At 63.4% G+C, this 15,810-nt stretch carries 13 protein-coding genes; 3 read left to right on the top strand and 10 right to left on the bottom strand.

Features of this window, described 5'->3' with window-relative positions:
• Positions 1-103 precede the first annotated feature (103 nt).
• The 10 genes from P0D73_RS04275 to P0D73_RS04230 form a co-directional block, all read right to left on the bottom strand.
• Complete coding sequence (locus tag P0D73_RS04275; protein WP_132374804.1) at positions 104-1,963, bottom strand: PhoH family protein; 1,860 nt, start codon at positions 1,961-1,963, stop codon at positions 104-106.
• A 353-nt stretch (positions 1,964-2,316) separates the two neighbouring features.
• The gene (locus P0D73_RS04270; RefSeq protein ID WP_408175596.1) at positions 2,317-2,778 is read right to left on the bottom strand and encodes a peroxiredoxin; all 462 of its coding nucleotides are present in this window, start codon (positions 2,776-2,778) and stop codon (positions 2,317-2,319) included.
• Between the two features lie 141 nt (positions 2,779-2,919).
• On the bottom strand, positions 2,920-3,813 hold the full coding sequence (locus P0D73_RS04265) for a polysaccharide deacetylase family protein (RefSeq protein WP_408175595.1): 894 nt from the start codon (positions 3,811-3,813) through the stop codon (positions 2,920-2,922).
• Between the two features lie 10 nt (positions 3,814-3,823).
• Positions 3,824-4,870, bottom strand: a complete 1,047-nt coding sequence (locus tag P0D73_RS04260; protein WP_132374801.1) for a bifunctional UDP-4-keto-pentose/UDP-xylose synthase — start codon at positions 4,868-4,870, stop codon at positions 3,824-3,826.
• Positions 4,867-5,802 (bottom strand): formyltransferase, encoded by a 936-nt coding sequence (locus P0D73_RS04255; protein WP_408429927.1) that lies wholly within the window; start codon positions 5,800-5,802, stop codon positions 4,867-4,869. The genes P0D73_RS04260 and P0D73_RS04255 overlap by 4 nt, the downstream gene beginning before the upstream one ends.
• Entirely contained in the window at positions 5,799-6,842 is a 1,044-nt protein-coding gene (locus P0D73_RS04250; protein ID WP_132374799.1) for a glycosyltransferase, read from the bottom strand. Before P0D73_RS04250 ends, P0D73_RS04255 begins: the two co-directional genes overlap by 4 nt.
• A 6-nt stretch (positions 6,843-6,848) precedes the next feature.
• On the bottom strand, positions 6,849-8,000 hold the full coding sequence (locus tag P0D73_RS04245; protein WP_408175592.1) for a DegT/DnrJ/EryC1/StrS family aminotransferase: 1,152 nt from the start codon (positions 7,998-8,000) through the stop codon (positions 6,849-6,851).
• Positions 8,001-8,257: 257 nt separating this feature from the next.
• Complete coding sequence (locus tag P0D73_RS04240) at positions 8,258-8,629, bottom strand: SMR family transporter (protein WP_132374797.1); 372 nt, start codon at positions 8,627-8,629, stop codon at positions 8,258-8,260.
• 25 nt (positions 8,630-8,654) lie between these two features.
• The gene (locus P0D73_RS04235; RefSeq protein ID WP_408429924.1) at positions 8,655-10,397 is read right to left on the bottom strand and encodes a glycosyltransferase family 39 protein; all 1,743 of its coding nucleotides are present in this window, start codon (positions 10,395-10,397) and stop codon (positions 8,655-8,657) included.
• 413 nt (positions 10,398-10,810) lie between these two features.
• Positions 10,811-11,185: an Mth938-like domain-containing protein gene (locus P0D73_RS04230; RefSeq protein WP_408175589.1), complete on the bottom strand. Its 375-nt coding sequence runs from the start codon at positions 11,183-11,185 to the stop codon at positions 10,811-10,813.
• A gap of 462 nt (positions 11,186-11,647) precedes the next feature.
• Between P0D73_RS04230 and P0D73_RS04225 the strand changes: the two genes are divergently transcribed.
• The 3 genes from P0D73_RS04225 (at position 11,648) to thrC (ending at position 15,788) form a co-directional block, all read left to right on the top strand.
• Positions 11,648-12,898 (top strand): pyridoxal phosphate-dependent aminotransferase, encoded by a 1,251-nt coding sequence (locus tag P0D73_RS04225; RefSeq protein WP_408175796.1) that lies wholly within the window; start codon positions 11,648-11,650, stop codon positions 12,896-12,898.
• A gap of 98 nt (positions 12,899-12,996) precedes the next feature.
• Positions 12,997-14,328 carry a homoserine dehydrogenase gene (locus P0D73_RS04220; RefSeq protein WP_132374792.1) on the top strand — a complete coding sequence of 444 codons (1,332 nt, stop codon included), beginning with the start codon at positions 12,997-12,999 and terminating at the stop codon, positions 14,326-14,328.
• Positions 14,329-14,336: 8 nt separating this feature from the next.
• The gene (thrC, locus tag P0D73_RS04215) at positions 14,337-15,788 is read left to right on the top strand and encodes a threonine synthase (protein ID WP_132374791.1); all 1,452 of its coding nucleotides are present in this window, start codon (positions 14,337-14,339) and stop codon (positions 15,786-15,788) included.
• Positions 15,789-15,810: the final 22 nt, after the last annotated feature.

Here is a 15,810-nt window from a genome sequence, read left to right as displayed (position 1 = left end):
GTTCGTGCGCTAAGTGTTGCCCGGCGAGAACGCACAGTCAAGAAAAAAGCCGCGTCCGGAATACTCCGGAGGCGGCTTCTGGTTAAAGCTAACTAACTGAAACTTAAAGAATTTCCGACGCGTAGTCGGCAAGGCGCGAGCGCTCGCCGCGCGCCAGTGTCACATGCCCGCTGTGCGCCCAACCCTTGAAGCGATCGACCACGTACGTCAAACCCGAACTGCCTTCCGTCAGATAAGGCGTATCGATCTGCGCGATGTTACCCAGACAGATGATTTTCGTGCCCGGACCCGCGCGCGTGACCAGCGTCTTCATCTGCTTAGGCGTCAGATTCTGCGCCTCGTCGATGATCAGATACTTGTCCACGAACGTGCGGCCACGCATGAAGTTCATGCTTTTGACCTTCAGGCGGGAGCGGATCAGCTCCTGAGTCGCGGCGCGGCCCCATTCGCCGGCTGCGTCGTCAGTCTTTTGCAGGACTTCGAGGTTGTCGTCGAATGCGCCCATCCACGGCTGCATTTTTTCCTCTTCCGTACCTGGCAGGAAACCGATGTCTTCACCGACCGGCACCGTCGCGCGCGTCACGATGATCTCGTTGTAGCGCTTGTCGTCCAGCACCTGCGCGAGACCGGCGGCGAGCGCGACCAGCGTCTTGCCGGTACCGGCCTGACCCAGCAGCGTGACGAAGTCGATCTCCGGATTCATCAACAGGTTCAGCGCGAAATTCTGCTCGCGGTTGCGCGCCGTGATGCCCCACACGTTGTTCTTGTGGTGGCCGTAGTCGCGCAAGGTTTGCAGCAGCGCCGTCTTGCCGTTCAGCTCGCGCACCAGCGCGTGAAACGCCGGCTCGCCGTTCTGCGGCTCGAGATAGACGAACTCGTTGACCAGCATCGAGGCGCACAGCGGACCCGTCACGCGGTAGTACGTCGTACCGGTCTTGGTGTCCTGCCAGCTCTCCATGCCCTTTGCGTGCTTGGTCCAGAAATCCTGCGGCAGCGCGCGGATGCCGGAATACAGCAGATCGCTGTCTTCGAGCACCTGGTCGTTGAAGTAGTCTTCAGCGGGCAGGCCGAGCGCATGCGCCTTGATGCGCATGTTGATGTCTTTCGACACCAGCACGACCTGACGATCCATCCGGTCGCGCTGCAATGCGCGCACCACGCCGAGGATCTGATTGTCGGCCTTGCCTTCCGGCAGACCTTCCACCGGCTCGATGGCGGTCAGCTTGGTCTGGAAGTACAGACGCCCAGACGCCTCGCGGCTGCCCAGACGCGCGAGCGAAATGCCGTCGGACATGTTGCCGGCGTTCGCCACCAGCGCGTCCAATGTGCGGCTCACCTGACGGGCGTTGCGCGCGACTTCCGACATGCCCTTCTTGTGGTTGTCGAGTTCTTCCAACGTCATCATCGGCAGATAGACGTCGTGTTCCTCGAAACGGAACAGGCAGCTCGGATCGTGCATCAGCACGTTCGTGTCGAGCACGAAAAGCTTCTGGACTTCGGCCGGCTGGGTGCCGGTGCCGCGTTTCTTGCTGGTGCCGCGCGTGCTCGGCGCGACGGCTGCGGGTGTGCTGGCTTCGGCCTGCTTCGCGCTCGGCGTACGGGCGACGACCGGCTGCGCAGCCGGCTCGGCTTGCGGACGGGTAGCGGGAACCGGTTGCAGCAGGGCGGCGGTCTGCTTCGATTTGCGGCCGGGCGCCGTTGCGCTGCGCGCCGGAGCGGCTTGCCCGGCAGACGCGGCAGGAGCAGCCGACGATGCCGGCACCGGCCGCAAGGTGGTCGCGGCATTGGCGGCGTGCGCCATCGGCGTGGCGACGTTCGCGCGGCCGTAGTCGGCCGACTCTGCGGATTCCCCGTCGGCAGCCTGTTTCTTCGCGGCGGAGCGCGCCGGGCTGGCGGCTTTGGCCTTGTATTCGTCAGGCGGCAGGAGATTGCCGAGCTTGCTGGGGGGGGTAGGCAAAGGCATGGTTTCCCTCGAATTAATCGGGTCACATATCGTGCGCCGCCTGTCGCATTCTGCCGGTGCCAATGAGTGCGCACGCAGATTGCGCCCGGAGGCGCGCATTCGGTCTAGAGATGCCGGTTCGCCTGGTCTTCGATCGGCTCCTTAACGGAAGCGCGCGGCCGAGTGAACGAACGGCTGCGCGCAATTAAAAAAGCCGCCGCCCCGGCGTACGGGGCAAGCGGCTCGCCTACAGTGCTCGCGTTGCACCTCACGACTCCGACGGAACCCAGGAAACGGGAAGCGGCCGTCAAGTCTGGCGCAGCGGCAAAAAATTGGGGTGTACAGGCACTCATTGCAACCCAATATAACGCGCCTCAAAGCGCTTGTACAGCCTCCAGAATATCGTCGACGTGGCCGGGCACTTTCACACCGCGCCACTCCTGGCGCAGCACGCCTTCGCCGTCGATGAGGAACGTGGAGCGTTCAATTCCCCGTACTTCTTTGCCATACATTTTCTTCATTTTGATGACGTTGAAGAGCGCGCACAGCGTTTCTTCAGGATCCGAGATCAGCGGGAAGGGCAATTCGAGCTTTGCCTTGAAGTTGTCATGCGAGCGCAGGCTGTCGCGCGACACGCCGAGGATTTCCGCGCCGGCCTTCTTGAACTTCGGATACAGATCACGGAACTGCAGACCTTCGGTCGTGCAGCCCGGCGTGTTGTCCTTCGGATAAAAATACAGCACCACCTTCTTGCCCCGCAGCTTGGACAGCGTGATCTCGCCACCGGTAGCAGGGGCGGTGAAGTCGGGGATGGGTTGGTCGACTGCAATGGGCACGAGGTTCTCCGGTTGTGATGGCCTGCGCCGGATGAGTGCGGCAGCGTCGGCCTGGCATCGAGACTTGGGGGTGGGGCAGCCGGCGCGCGGCATGCTCTCGCGCGGCGGACGGATCGTCAGGGCCGGCTGCACGTTGATCAGTCAGGGCTGGACAATCAACTCGCCGGAGCGCCCTGGAATTTCGCCCCATGTAACAGGGTACGATGGCAGCGTGCTGCGGTCTAGCGTGGCGTAGTAATCGCCCATCGTCGCGAAGGTGTGGCCTTGCGCGCGCCAGCCTTCCAGAAGCTGCTCGAAGATCGGCGCGAGCTTTTGCCCTTCGAGTTCCGCATGCAGCGTGTACACCTGATCGTGCGGATTGTTTTCGGTGTGCTTCAACATCCATGCGGCGACGTTGTGCGCTTCCACACCGTCCACGCCGAGCACTTCGTCGAGCGTGGGCAGGGTGGTGGGCATCTGCACATGCGTGAGCGTGCGGCCGTCGACCACCGGCAGATACGGCGAGTGGCCGCGCCCGTCGGACGCGTAGTGCATGCCCCACGCGTCGATCTGCTCGAACGCATGGCCGTTCATCTGCCAGCCGGCCGCGCCGTGCGTGGTCGGCGGCGCGCCGAACACCTCGACGAAACGGTCGTGGCTTTGCTGCATCTGCGCCGTGGTCCATGCGCGATCTTTCGAGCGCACGTTGTCCTGCCAGTAGACGTGATCCCACGTATGAATGCCGCATTCAAAGCCGGCTTCGTGGATCGCGCGCATTTCCGCCGAGGCCTTGGCGCCGATGTCCGGACCGGGCAGCAGCACGCCGTACATCAGCTGCTTGACACCGTAGTGTTCGACCACCGAGGTACGCGAGACCTTTTTCAGAAAGCCCGGGCGCAACACGCGGCGCATTGCCCAACCGGTGTGGTCGGGCCCGAGGCTAAAGAGGAAGGTGGCGCGCGCCTTGAAGCGGTCGAAGATACGTGCGAGGTTCGGCACCCCCTCGCGGGTGCCGCGCAGCGTGTCGACGTCGATCTTCAGGACGATACGAGCCAAGGATCAGCCCTTATTGCTGTTCGACGAGCGCGCGCGCTTCGCCGACGTGGCCGCGATACGCTTCGAAAATCTTGCGCAGCGCTTCGTCGAAGGTCGACTTCGGCGCCCAGCCGAGTTCCTGCATCGTGTTGTCGATCTTCGGCACGCGGTTCTGCACGTCCTGATAGCCCGCGCCGTAGTAAGCGCCCGACGACGTTTCGATCAGTTGCACCTGCTTGGCCGTGTCGGCGTACTCCGGGAATTCGGCGGCGAGCGTCAGCATCTTGTGCGCGAGTTCACGCACCGAGAAGTTGTTGGTCGGGTTGCCGATGTTGTAGATCTTGCCCGTGGCGATGCCGTCCTTGTTCTCGATGATCTTCATCAGCGCGCCGATGCCGTCGTCGATATCCGTGAACGCACGCTTTTGCGCGCCGCCGTCGACGAGGCTGATGTTCTCGCCGCGCACGATATGGCCGAGGAACTGCGTGACCACGCGCGAGCTGCCTTCCTTCGGCGTGTAGATCGAGTCGAGGCCCGGTCCGATCCAGTTGAACGGACGGAACAGCGTGAAGTTCAGGCCTTCCATGCCGTAACCCCAGATCACGCGGTCCATCAACTGCTTGGAGCACGCGTAGATCCAGCGCGGCTTGTTGATCGGGCCGTACGAGAGTTGCGACTCTTCCGGATCGAACTGCTCGTCCGTGCACATGCCGTAGACCTCGGACGTGGACGGAAACACGAGGTGCTTGCCGTATTTGACGGCCGAACGCACGATCGGCAGGTTCGCCTCGAAGTCGAGTTCGAACACGCGCAGCGGCTGCTTGACGTATGTGGCGGGCGTGGCAATCGCGACCAGCGGCAGGATCACATCGCATTTCTTGACGTGATATTCGACCCACTCCTTGTTGATCGTGATGTCGCCTTCGAAGAAGTGCATCCGCTCATGATTGATCAGATCGCCCAGACGCTCGGTCTGCATGTCCATGCCGAAGACTTCCCAATCGGTCGTTTCGAGAATGCGTTTGGACAGGTGATGGCCGATGAAGCCATTCACACCCAGGATCAGGACTTTTTTCATGAGTAACGGGGAGTTTGGATGAGCTGGGCAAATTCGGCCGGAGTGACGACAGTCTCGCTGCCGTCGTGCTGGTGCCGCAATTCGTGGATGGCGATCGCGCGGCCGTCGCCGCATATCGCGAAAACGGCATTATCGCTTACGTGCAGGCCCGGGGGCAAATCCGAGCGAAGCGCGCCGGGCGCGGCGAGGCGCGCCCGCGTGACGATGAAGCGCCGCTCGCCGATATCCGTGAAAGCGCCGGGATAGGGCGGTGCGACCGCGCGGATCAGGTTGTAGACCTGTTGCGCCGATTGTGTCCAGTCGATGCGGCCGTCTTCCGGCTTGCGTCCGCCGTAGTAGCTGCCGTGCGCGATGTCGTTCGGCAGATGCGGCGCCTCGCCCGCCAGCAGGGACGGCAGCACGCGCCACAGCGTTTGCTCCGCGGCCACGGTGACCTTGTCGAAGACTTGTGCTGCGGTATCGTCGGGCAGGATCGGCACTGGTGTTTGCGCGAGAATCGCGCCCGCGTCGGGCTTGGCGGCCATTTCGTGCAGCGTCGCGCCGGTTTCCGTTTCGCCGTGAATCACCGCCCAGTTGGTCGGCACGCGGCCGCGGTATTTCGGCAGCAGCGAGCCGTGCATGTTGTAAGCGCCCCGTGCGGCGAGCGCCAGCACGTCGACCGGCAGCATGTGGCGGTAGTAGAACGAGAAGATGAAGTCCGGGCGCGCGGCGCTTACCGCGGCGCGCAGCTCGGGGCTCTTCGGGTCGTTCGGCGTCAAGACCGGAATGCCGTGCTCGGCCGCGACGGAGGCGACGCTGCCGAACCAGATGTTTTCGGTCGGGCTGTCTTCGTGCGTGACGACGAGCGCCACGTCCACGCCGCGCGCGAGCAGCACCTGCAGGCAGCGCACGCCGACGTTGTGATACGCGAATACGACAGCGCGTGGCTTCATGGATTCGGGCCCTGATCGAGGAGCGGCGCGGCCTGCACGGCCTGCACGACGGTCTGGCGCGGCGCTTCGGTCACGGTCGTGCCGTCGCGCTGTTCGAGAATGGTCTGCACGAGGTAGCGTGGACGCGCACGCACTTGCTGATAGATCCGGCCGATATATTCGCCGAGCAGGCCGAGCGCGAAGATGATTACGCCGAGCAGGAAGAACGTGATAGCGAACAGCGTGAACACACCTTGCACTTCCGCGCCGATGATGAAGCGTCGAATCAGCAGCAGCACGAACAGTGCCGCGGACCCGAGCGACAGGATCACGCCGATGAACGACAGCCATTGCAGCGGCACGACCGAGAAGCCGGTGACGAGGTCGAAGTTCAGGCGGATCAGCGAATACAGCGAGTACTTCGATTCGCCGGCGAAACGCTCTTCGTGCGCCACCTCGATTTCCACCGGATTCTGCGCGAAGGTGTACGCGAGCGCCGGAATGAACGTGTTGATTTCACCGCAGCGATTGATCGTGTCGATGATGTGCCGGCTGTACGCGCGCAGCATGCAGCCCTGGTCGGTCATCTTGATGCGGGTGATGCGCTCGCGCAGCCGGTTCATCGCGCGCGAAGCCTTGCGGCGCCACAGGCTGTCCTGGCGTTGCAGGCGAATCGTGCCGACGTAGTCGTAGCCTTCGCGCATCTTGTTGACCAGCTTGCCGATTTCTTCCGGCGGATTCTGCAGGTCGGCGTCGAGTGTGATGACGATCTCGCCGCGCGATTGCTCGAAGCCCGCCAGAATCGCCATGTGCTGGCCGTAGTTGCCGTTCAGCAGAATCACGCGCGTCGTGTCGGGACGCGCGCGAAACTGTTCGGCGAGCAGGGCGGCGGATTTGTCGCGGCTGCCGTCGTTGATGAAGATCACTTCATAACCGGTGCCGAGCGCGTCGAGCGCCGGATACAGGCGCGCGAACAGCGCAGCCAGACCGGCTTCCTCGTTGTACACCGGGATGATGACCGACACTTCCGGTGCGGCAGCGCGATGTTCCGAATAAATCATTTCCGCTTATTTTCCGTATTGTTCGCAAATTTCATTGACCGCGCGGCACACGCGCTCCACGTCGCCTTCGTTCATCAACGTGAAGAGCGGCAGCGTGACGTTGGTCGCGCCGAACCGTTCCGCATGCGGGAACATGCCTTCCTTGAAGCCACGCGCGCGGTACAGCGAGAACAGGTGGATCGCCGGGTAGTGCACGCCCGAACCGATGCCGCGCTCCTTCAACTGACCCATGAAGCCGGCGCGGTCGATCGACAGTTTCTCGAGCGGCAGCGTGATCTGGAACATGTGCCAGTTGCTGTTTTCAAGGTCAGCAAGTGGCAGGCCGACTCCCAGTTTTGACGCCGCGCCACCTTCCAGGCCCGCGAAATACGCGCGGACCAGTTTCCTGCGCTGCGCGAGGAAACGCTTCAGATGCGGCAATTGGCCGAGGCCGACGCGCGCGGCGACATCCGTCAGGTTGTATTTGCCGCCGAGCACGTCGCAGTCCATGCCGTCGAAGCCGGTGCGCGTGATGCCCTGCAGGCGGTATTTCTGCGCGAGGATCGCTTCTTCCTCGTTGTTCAGCACCAGCGCGCCGCCTTCGATCGAGGTCAGGTTCTTGTTCGCATGGAAGCTGAACGAGACCATGTCGCCCAGCTTGCCGATGCGCTCGCCTTTCCACGTCGAGCCGAACGCCTGTGCGGCGTCTTCGATCACGCGCAGCTTGTGGGCGCGGGCGATCTCGTACAGACGATCCATGTCGACCGGCAGGCCCGACAGATACACCGGAAGCAGCGCCTTGGTGCGCGGCGTGATGGCTTTTTCGAGCAGGTCGAGGTCGATATTGCGCGTGGCCGGGTCGATATCGACGAACACCGGCGTCGCGCCGACTTCATAGATCACGTTGCTGGTCGAAACCCACGACGCCGGTGTCGTGATGACTTCGTCGCCTTCGCCCACGCCGGCGATGCGCAGGCCGATCTCCAGCGTCGCCGTGCCCGAATTGAACGTGCGCACCGGACGGCCGCCGCAGAACTCGGAGAGCGCCGCTTCGAATTTCTGGTTCTGCGGGCCGGTGGTGATCCAGCCGGAGCGCAGCACGTCGGCGACGCCCTGAATCGTTTCCTCATCGATCTCGGGTTTGACAAATGGCAAGAACGGGACTGTTGACTGGCTCATGAATGCTTCGCTCGATTGAAAGGGCGCAACCCGAAGGGCGCGAAGTAAACCACACACTGAGCGCAAATTGTGCGCAAATCCAGGCCGCGGCAAAAAAGGGCGCAACCGCACAGCATACCGTGGTCAACCTTACGGATTCCTTAGCCGGTTGGGTTGCCCGCTTACGGTTTCTTTTGCCGTCTGCATCTTCCCAGTCGGCGCTGGCGATAAACAGTAATAAATTGTGTCCGGCACACCGTTGCCCAGGACCGCGGCATCTAGCTGCGCGCCAGCACCAGCACGCCGATCAGGATGATGCCGATACCGATCAGCTTCTGTACCGACAGCACTTCGCCGAACAGGTACCACGCCGCGAACGCATTGACGACGTAGCCGAGCGACAGCATCGGATAGGCGATCGACACGTCCACCCGCGACAGCCCGATGATCCACACCGCCACGCTGATCACATAACAGGCCAGCCCGCCGATGATCGGCGGCTGGGTTGCCAGGCGAAAGGCGATGGGCAGGATGTTCGCACGGGTGAATTCGAAGTGTCCAACGGCATTCGTACCGGCTTTGAGCAGCAACTGCGCACCAGCGTTCAACGTGACGCCTGCAAGAATGCAAAAGAGGGAAATCGGGTTCATCGAACGGTTAGATCCTGATATGGGGTCATTGTTGTGGTTTTTCTACTGACGCGGGTGTCGATGCGTCGGTTGCCGGCGCGCCGGGCGTGGCCAGCGGCTTTTCCACCACCACACGGCGCGAGTCACGGGCGATCACCTGCATCGGCAGGCCTTCCTTGAGGAGCCGGTCGTAGGTCGGCGGCGGGAGCAGCGCGAGCGCGTAGCGGTCGGCCTTCCAGCGCTCGATCCAGGCATCGATGGTGGGAATCCATTTCTGCGGCTCGACGGACACGCCGAACGCCAGTTCGTCCGGATGCTCGACCATGATCATGGCGTGGTCGACATAGAACGGCATCGTGTGGTCGAGCACGCCTACCGAGTAGAACGGCGTATCCGCCGGCAACTTCGCGATCTCCGCCTTGATGGCGGGCGCAAGCGGCGCGCCGGAACTCAGGCGGCCAAACACGTCGTGACCCGTGCCGGCGATGGTGCCGAGCAGCAGCCACGCCGCGCCGAAGGTGGCGACGGCACCGAGGCTGCCGGCCCGGCTGCGGCGGTTCAGCCACAGCGCGGCCAGCGTCAGCACGAAGGCGACCGCGAGCGCCGCCAGCACCCACGTGCGGTACTCCGCATAGAGTTCGGCCGGATTGCGGGCGCTGCCGAAGCGCGACATGAACAACGCGGCAAACGCGGCGACTACGAGAAAAAGTGCATAGCCGGCGAGATGGCGGCGCAGTTGTTCGCGCGTGACGAGCGGCAGGTACATGCCGATCAGCAGCGCGATCGGCGGCGCGATCGGCAGCGTGTAGGACAGCAGCTTCGAATGCGACGCGCTGAAGAACAGGAAGATGAAGACGGTCCACGTCAGCATCAGCGTGACCGGCGCGAAGCCGTTCGGCTGGCGCGGCAGGCGCCACACGTGGCGCACGCTTTGCAGCGTCACCGAGAGCCACGGCAGGAAGCCGACGATCATCACCGGCACGAAGTAGTAGAACGGCCCCGGACGGTTCTGCTCGGGCGTCAGATAGCGCTTGAACTGCTGAACGATGAAGAAGAAGTTCAGGAATTCCGGGTTGCGCTGCTGCACCAGCACGAACCACGGCGTGACGATCGCGAAGAACACGATCAGGCCACCGATCAGATGCAGGCGCTTCCACACGGCCCAGTCGCGCGCGATCACCGTGTACAGCACGAGCACCGCACCCGGCAGGATCACGCCGACGAGTCCCTTGGAGAGCACCGCCAGCGCCATCGAGCCCCAGCACACCCACATCCAGCCGCGCACGCAGCCGGTCGGCAGGTTGGGCCGCTGCGCGAGCAGCAGCGCGCACAGCGTCAGCTCCATCCAGAAGGACAGGCCCATGTCGAGCGTGTTGAAGTGGCCCATCAGGTTCCAGTAGGGCGAAGTCGCCAGCACGATCGCCGCGAACACGCCGGTCGCCGCATTGAACACGCGCGCGCCGGTGAAGCCGACCAGCAGCACGCCGGCAAAGCCCGTCAGCGCCGTGTAGAGCCGCGCCTGCCATTCGCCGATGCCGAACCACGCGAACGTGAGCGCGTTCGCCCAGGTTTGCAGCGGCGGCTTTTCGAAATACTTGTAGCCGTTGTAGCGCGGCGTGATCCAGTCGCCGGTCGTGAACATCTCGCGCGCCATTTCGGCGTAGCGGCCTTCGTCGCTCGGCAAGAGGTGGCGCCAGCCGAGCGGCACGAACCAGATCACGGCAAGGGCCAGCACCAGCAGCAGGATCGTGGTGCGGTTGAGCGGTAGCCTGGACGGCGTATCGTTCATGGATTTCAACCTTTGTGGCGACGCCGCGCGGGCGGCGAAGCGGTGTTGTTCGGAAATGGCGACCGGTCAGGCGGGCGGTCGCCCGCGAGGCGGCCGGCGCCTGGCGGGACGGCCATCCTCGGCGCGCGCGTGCATGAGACCGTCCGCGTGGCGTTCTGGTTGCGTTGCGACGCGCCGCTAGCTTCGACGGCGGCGCTTGCTTCACCTTGCGTCGACAGAGGTCGCTGCCGGCGCGCGCGGTCATGCTTAGACTGGCGGTCCGGCAATCAATGGCGCGCAGTGTACGTTATCGGCCGTGACGCGGCCAGGGCGCGCGCTCCAATGCGGTGGCGCGAACGCCCTGGACAAGTTGCGCAGCAGCCCGCGCGCGCATTGCAACCGACACGCTCCGGGCCGGCAGCGCGACCACGGTTCTAGGCTTCGATCAGCAGCGCGGCCGCGACCTTGCGGCCCTCGGCCATCAGAATGTTGTACGTGCGGCAGGCGGCCTTGAAGTCCATCGTTTCGACGCCGATGCGCTTCGCGGTGAGCGCGGCGATCAGGCGCGGATGCGGAAAGCGCAGCCGTTCGCCGCTGCCGAACACCACCACTTCGGGCGCGGAGTCGACCAGCATGGCGAAGTGCTCGGCACTGAGCTGCTCGAAAGAGGAGACGGGCCAAGGGATGACCGGTGCGTCCGGCAGCACGAGAATGCTGCCCGAATGGCGCACCAGATTGATTTCGACGTAGTCGGCGCCGTAGCCGGTGACGGTGTTGAGGGCGCCGCTCGAATCCTGATGTAATTTCAAATTGGTTTTCCGAAGTCGTCGTGAGACATCATGCGTGTGGGCGGCCTGACCGGCTTGAGCCGAGGCAGGGCGATTCGACGCGAGTGGGACACGCGCATGGGGCACAAACTGGCACAAACGGGGCACAAGCGGGTCACAAGCGGGTCACAAGCGGGTCACAAGCGGGTCACAAGCGGCCGAAAAGGCTTGCCGTTGCGGTTGGTGCATTGCGGAAGTCGGCCAAAATCCGCTAAATTATAACTTTTTAGCCGCCTTGCGGCGCCCCTCGCTCATGCGCCGCCACAAGCCGCGCTGAGTCCACGGGTGCGGCCCACCGGCTACCCGCCTTGGTTTTGCCCGCTTTCGGCCGCTTTTCGTCTGCTTTGTCTGTGTGTGTTCTGCTCGCTGCCGTACCGGTGCAATCCGCCGCTGGCGCGCCTGAGGAACGCACGTCTGTTCGCCCAAGCCATCAACCAGGATGAAGTGCCCGCCGTGAAACCGATTCTCAAATCCAACAAGTTGTTGAATGTCTGTTATGACATTCGCGGGCCCGTCCTCGAACACGCGAAGCGGCTCGAAGAAGAGGGTCATCGCATCATCAAGCTGAACATCGGCAATCTCGCGCCGTTCGGCTTCGACGCGCCGGACGAAATCATTCAGGACATGATCCTGAACCTGCCGGGTTCGTCGGGTTACTCCGATTCCAAGGGTGTGTTCGCCGCGCGCAAGGCGATCATGCATTACACGCAGCAAAAGGGCGTGCACGGGGTCGAACTGGACGACATCTACATCGGCAACGGCGCCTCCGAGCTGATCGTGATGGCGCTGCAGGGCCTTTTGAACGACGGCGACGAAGTGCTGCTGCCCGCGCCCGATTACCCGTTGTGGACCGCCGGCGTGAGCCTGTCGGGCGGCACGCCAGTGCATTACATCTGCGACGAATCGAATAGCTGGATGCCCGACCTCGACGACATTCGCGCGAAGATCACGCCGAACACGCGCGCGCTCGTGGTCATCAACCCGAACAATCCGACCGGCGCACTGTATTCGGACGAACTGCTGCTCGGCCTGATCGAGATTGCCCGCCAGCACGGCCTCGTAATCTTCGCCGACGAGGTCTACGACAAGATCGTCTACGACGGCAAGAAGCACACGTCCATGGCGGCGCTCTCCGAAGACGTGCTCACGGTCACCTTCAACAGTCTGTCGAAGAGCTACCGTTCGTGCGGTTACCGCGCCGGCTGGATGTTCATCTCCGGCCTGACCGCCGGCGAGAACCGCCGTCACGCGAAAGACTACTTCGAAGGGCTCGGCATTCTGGCGTCCATGCGCCTGTGCCCGAACGTGCCCGGCCAGTACGCGATCCAGACCGCGCTCGGCGGCTATCAGAGCATCAACGACCTGATCGTGCCGACCGGGCGCCTGTACAAACAGCGCGAACTCGCGTATGACATGTTGACGGCCATCCCGGGTGTGAGTTGCGTGAAGCCCGAAGCGGCGCTGTACATGTTTCCGCGTCTGGACCCGAAGATTTATCCGATTCAGGACGACCAGCAGTTCATCCTCGACCTTCTGCTGGAAGAGCGTGTGCTGCTCGTGCAGGGCACGGGCTTTAACTGGAAAACGCCGGATCACTTCCGCGTCGTGTTCCTGCCGAACGTGGACGATCTCGCGGATTCGATCAACCGCATCGCGCGCTTCCTCGACGGTTACCGCAAGCGTCACTCTGCCTAGCGCACAATACGGCGTACGACGCGGCTCCCACCGCGTCGCGCCGTCCGCCAGGCGCCACCCGTTTCCCTTTTAATCATCTACTCGAAAACACACGCTGCATGGAACCGATCAAAGTTGGACTGCTGGGCTTCGGCACGGTAGGCAGCGGCACCTTCACGGTACTGCGCCGCAATCAGGAAGAAATCAAACGCCGCGCGGGCCGCGGCATCGAGATTGCGCGCATTGCCGTGCGCAATCCCGCGAAGGCGACAGCGGCGCTGGGCAGCGAAGCCGGCACGGTGGCGCTGACCGATGACTTCAACGCGGTGGTCGACGATCCGTCGATCGATATCGTGGCCGAAATGATCGGCGGCACGGGCGTGGCGCGCGACCTCGTTCTGCGCGCGATCAAGAACCGCAAGCACGTGGTCACGGCCAACAAGGCGCTGCTCGCGGTGCACGGCACGGAGATTTTCGAAGCGGCGCGCGCCAACGGCGTGATGGTGGCGTTCGAGGCGGCGGTGGCGGGCGGCATTCCGATCATCAAGGCGCTGCGCGAGGGTCTGACGGCCAATCGCATCCAGTACATCGCGGGCATCATCAACGGCACGACGAACTACATCCTCTCGGAGATGCGCGACCGCGGGCTCGATTTCGCGACCGCATTGAAAGCCGCGCAGGAACTGGGCTACGCCGAAGCCGATCCGACCTTCGACATCGAAGGCGTGGACGCCGCGCACAAGGCGACCATCATGAGCGCGATCGCGTTCGGCGTGCCGGTGCAGTTCGACCGCGCCTACGTCGAAGGCATCAGCAAGCTCGCGGCGATCGACATCAAATATGCCGAGGAACTCGGCTACCGCATCAAGCTGCTCGGCATCGCGCGCCGCACCGACAAGGGCATCGAATTGCGCGTGCATCCCACGCTGATTCCGGAAAAGCGTCTGCTGGCGAACGTGGAAGGCGCGATGAACGCGGTCGTCGTGCACGGCGACGCGGTCGGCACCACGCTGTACTACGGCAAGGGCGCGGGCGCCGAGCCGACGGCCTCGGCCGTGGTGGCCGATCTGGTCGACGTGACGCGTCTGCACACGGCCGACCCGGAGCATCGCGTGCCGCATCTGGCGTTCCAGCCGGACAGTCTGTCGAGCACCCCGATCCTGCCGATCGACGAAGTCACGAGCGGCTACTACCTGCGTCTGCGGGTGGCGGACGTGACGGGCGTGCTGGCCGACATCACGCGCATTCTGGCCGACACCGGCATTTCGATCGACGCGCTGCTGCAGAAGGAATCGGAGCAGGTCGACGCGAACGGCAAGGGCGAAACCGACATCATCCTGATTACGCACGAAACGGTTGAGAAGAACGTCAACGCCGCGATTAAAACGATCGAAGCGTTGAAGACCGTTGTCTCGCAAGTCACGAAGCTGCGCATGGAAGCGCTGAACTAGGCCGAACTATGAACTACCTCTCCACGCGCGGCGCCGGAGCCGGCGAGCGCCATACCTTTTCCGACATCCTGCTGGGCGGTCTCGCCAAAGACGGTGGCCTCTACCTGCCCGCCGACTACCCGCGCGTCACGGCTGACGAACTGACGCGCTGGCGCACGCTGCCGTACGCGGACCTCGCCTTCGAGATCCTGTCCAAATTCAGCGACGACATTCCCGCCGAAGACCTGCGCGCGCTCACGCGCAAGACGTACACGGCGGCCACGTACTGCAACGTGCGCGACGACGAAAGCGCCGCGCAGATCACGCCGCTGAAAACACTGGGCGTCGAGAACGGCGCGCCGCTGTCGCTGCTGGAACTGTCGAACGGTCCGACGCTCGCGTTCAAAGATATGGCGATGCAGTTGATCGGCAACCTGTTCGAATACGCGCTCGCCAAGCATGGCGAAACGCTGAACATTCTCGGCGCGACCTCGGGCGACACCGGCAGCGCCGCGGAATATGCGATGCGCGGCAAAAAGGGCATCAGCGTGTTCATGCTGTCGCCGCACAAGAAGATGAGCGCGTTCCAGACCGCGCAGATGTACAGCCTGCAGGACCCGAACATCTTCAATATCGCCGTGGAAGGCGTGTTCGACGACGCGCAGGACATCGTCAAGGCCGTTTCGAACGATCACGCGTTCAAGGCGAAGTACAAGATCGGCACGGTCAACTCGATCAACTGGGCGCGCGTCGTCGCGCAGGTCGTGTACTACTTCAAGGGCTATTTCGAAGCCACGAAGTCGAACGACGAGCGCGTGTCGTTCACGGTGCCGTCGGGCAACTTCGGCAACGTGTGCGCGGGCCACATCGCGCGCATGATGGGCTTGCCGATCGAGAAGCTGGTCGTCGCGACCAACGAAAACGACGTGCTCGACGAGTTCTTCCGCACGGGCATTTACCGCGTGCGCAAGGCGGCCGAGACGTATCACACCAGCAGCCCGAGCATGGACATTTCGAAGGCGTCGAACTTCGAGCGTTTCGTGTTCGATCTGCTCGGCCGCGATCCGGCGCGCGTGCTGCAACTGTTCCGCGATGTCGAGGAGAAGGGCGGCTTCGATCTCGCGGCGAGCGGCGATTTCGCGCGCGTGAAGGAGTTCGGTTTCGTGTCGGGCAGCAGCAGCCATGACAGCCGCGTGGATACGATCCGCGACGTGTTCGAACGTTACGACACGATGATCGACACGCACACGGCCGACGGTCTGAAGGTGGCGCGCGAACATCTGCAGCCGGGCATTCCGATGATCGTGCTGGAGACGGCGCAACCGATCAAGTTCGGCGAGACGATCCGCGAAGCGCTGTTGCGCGAGCCGGAGCGGCCGGCCGCATTCTCGGGCCTGGAGTCGCTGCCGCAGCGTTTCGAAGTGCTGCCGGCGGATGCGCAGCGCGTGAAGGACTTCATTGTGGCGAAGGCGGGCGCTTAAGACGCGGTTGCCGTGAAGCGTG

This window comes from Paraburkholderia sp. RL18-101-BIB-B (assembly GCF_046026985.1).
Taxonomy (GTDB): Bacteria; Pseudomonadota; Gammaproteobacteria; order Burkholderiales; family Burkholderiaceae; genus Paraburkholderia.
The sequence above is the reverse complement of the archived record's forward strand: the minus strand, read 5'-3'. Positions and strand labels throughout refer to the sequence as shown.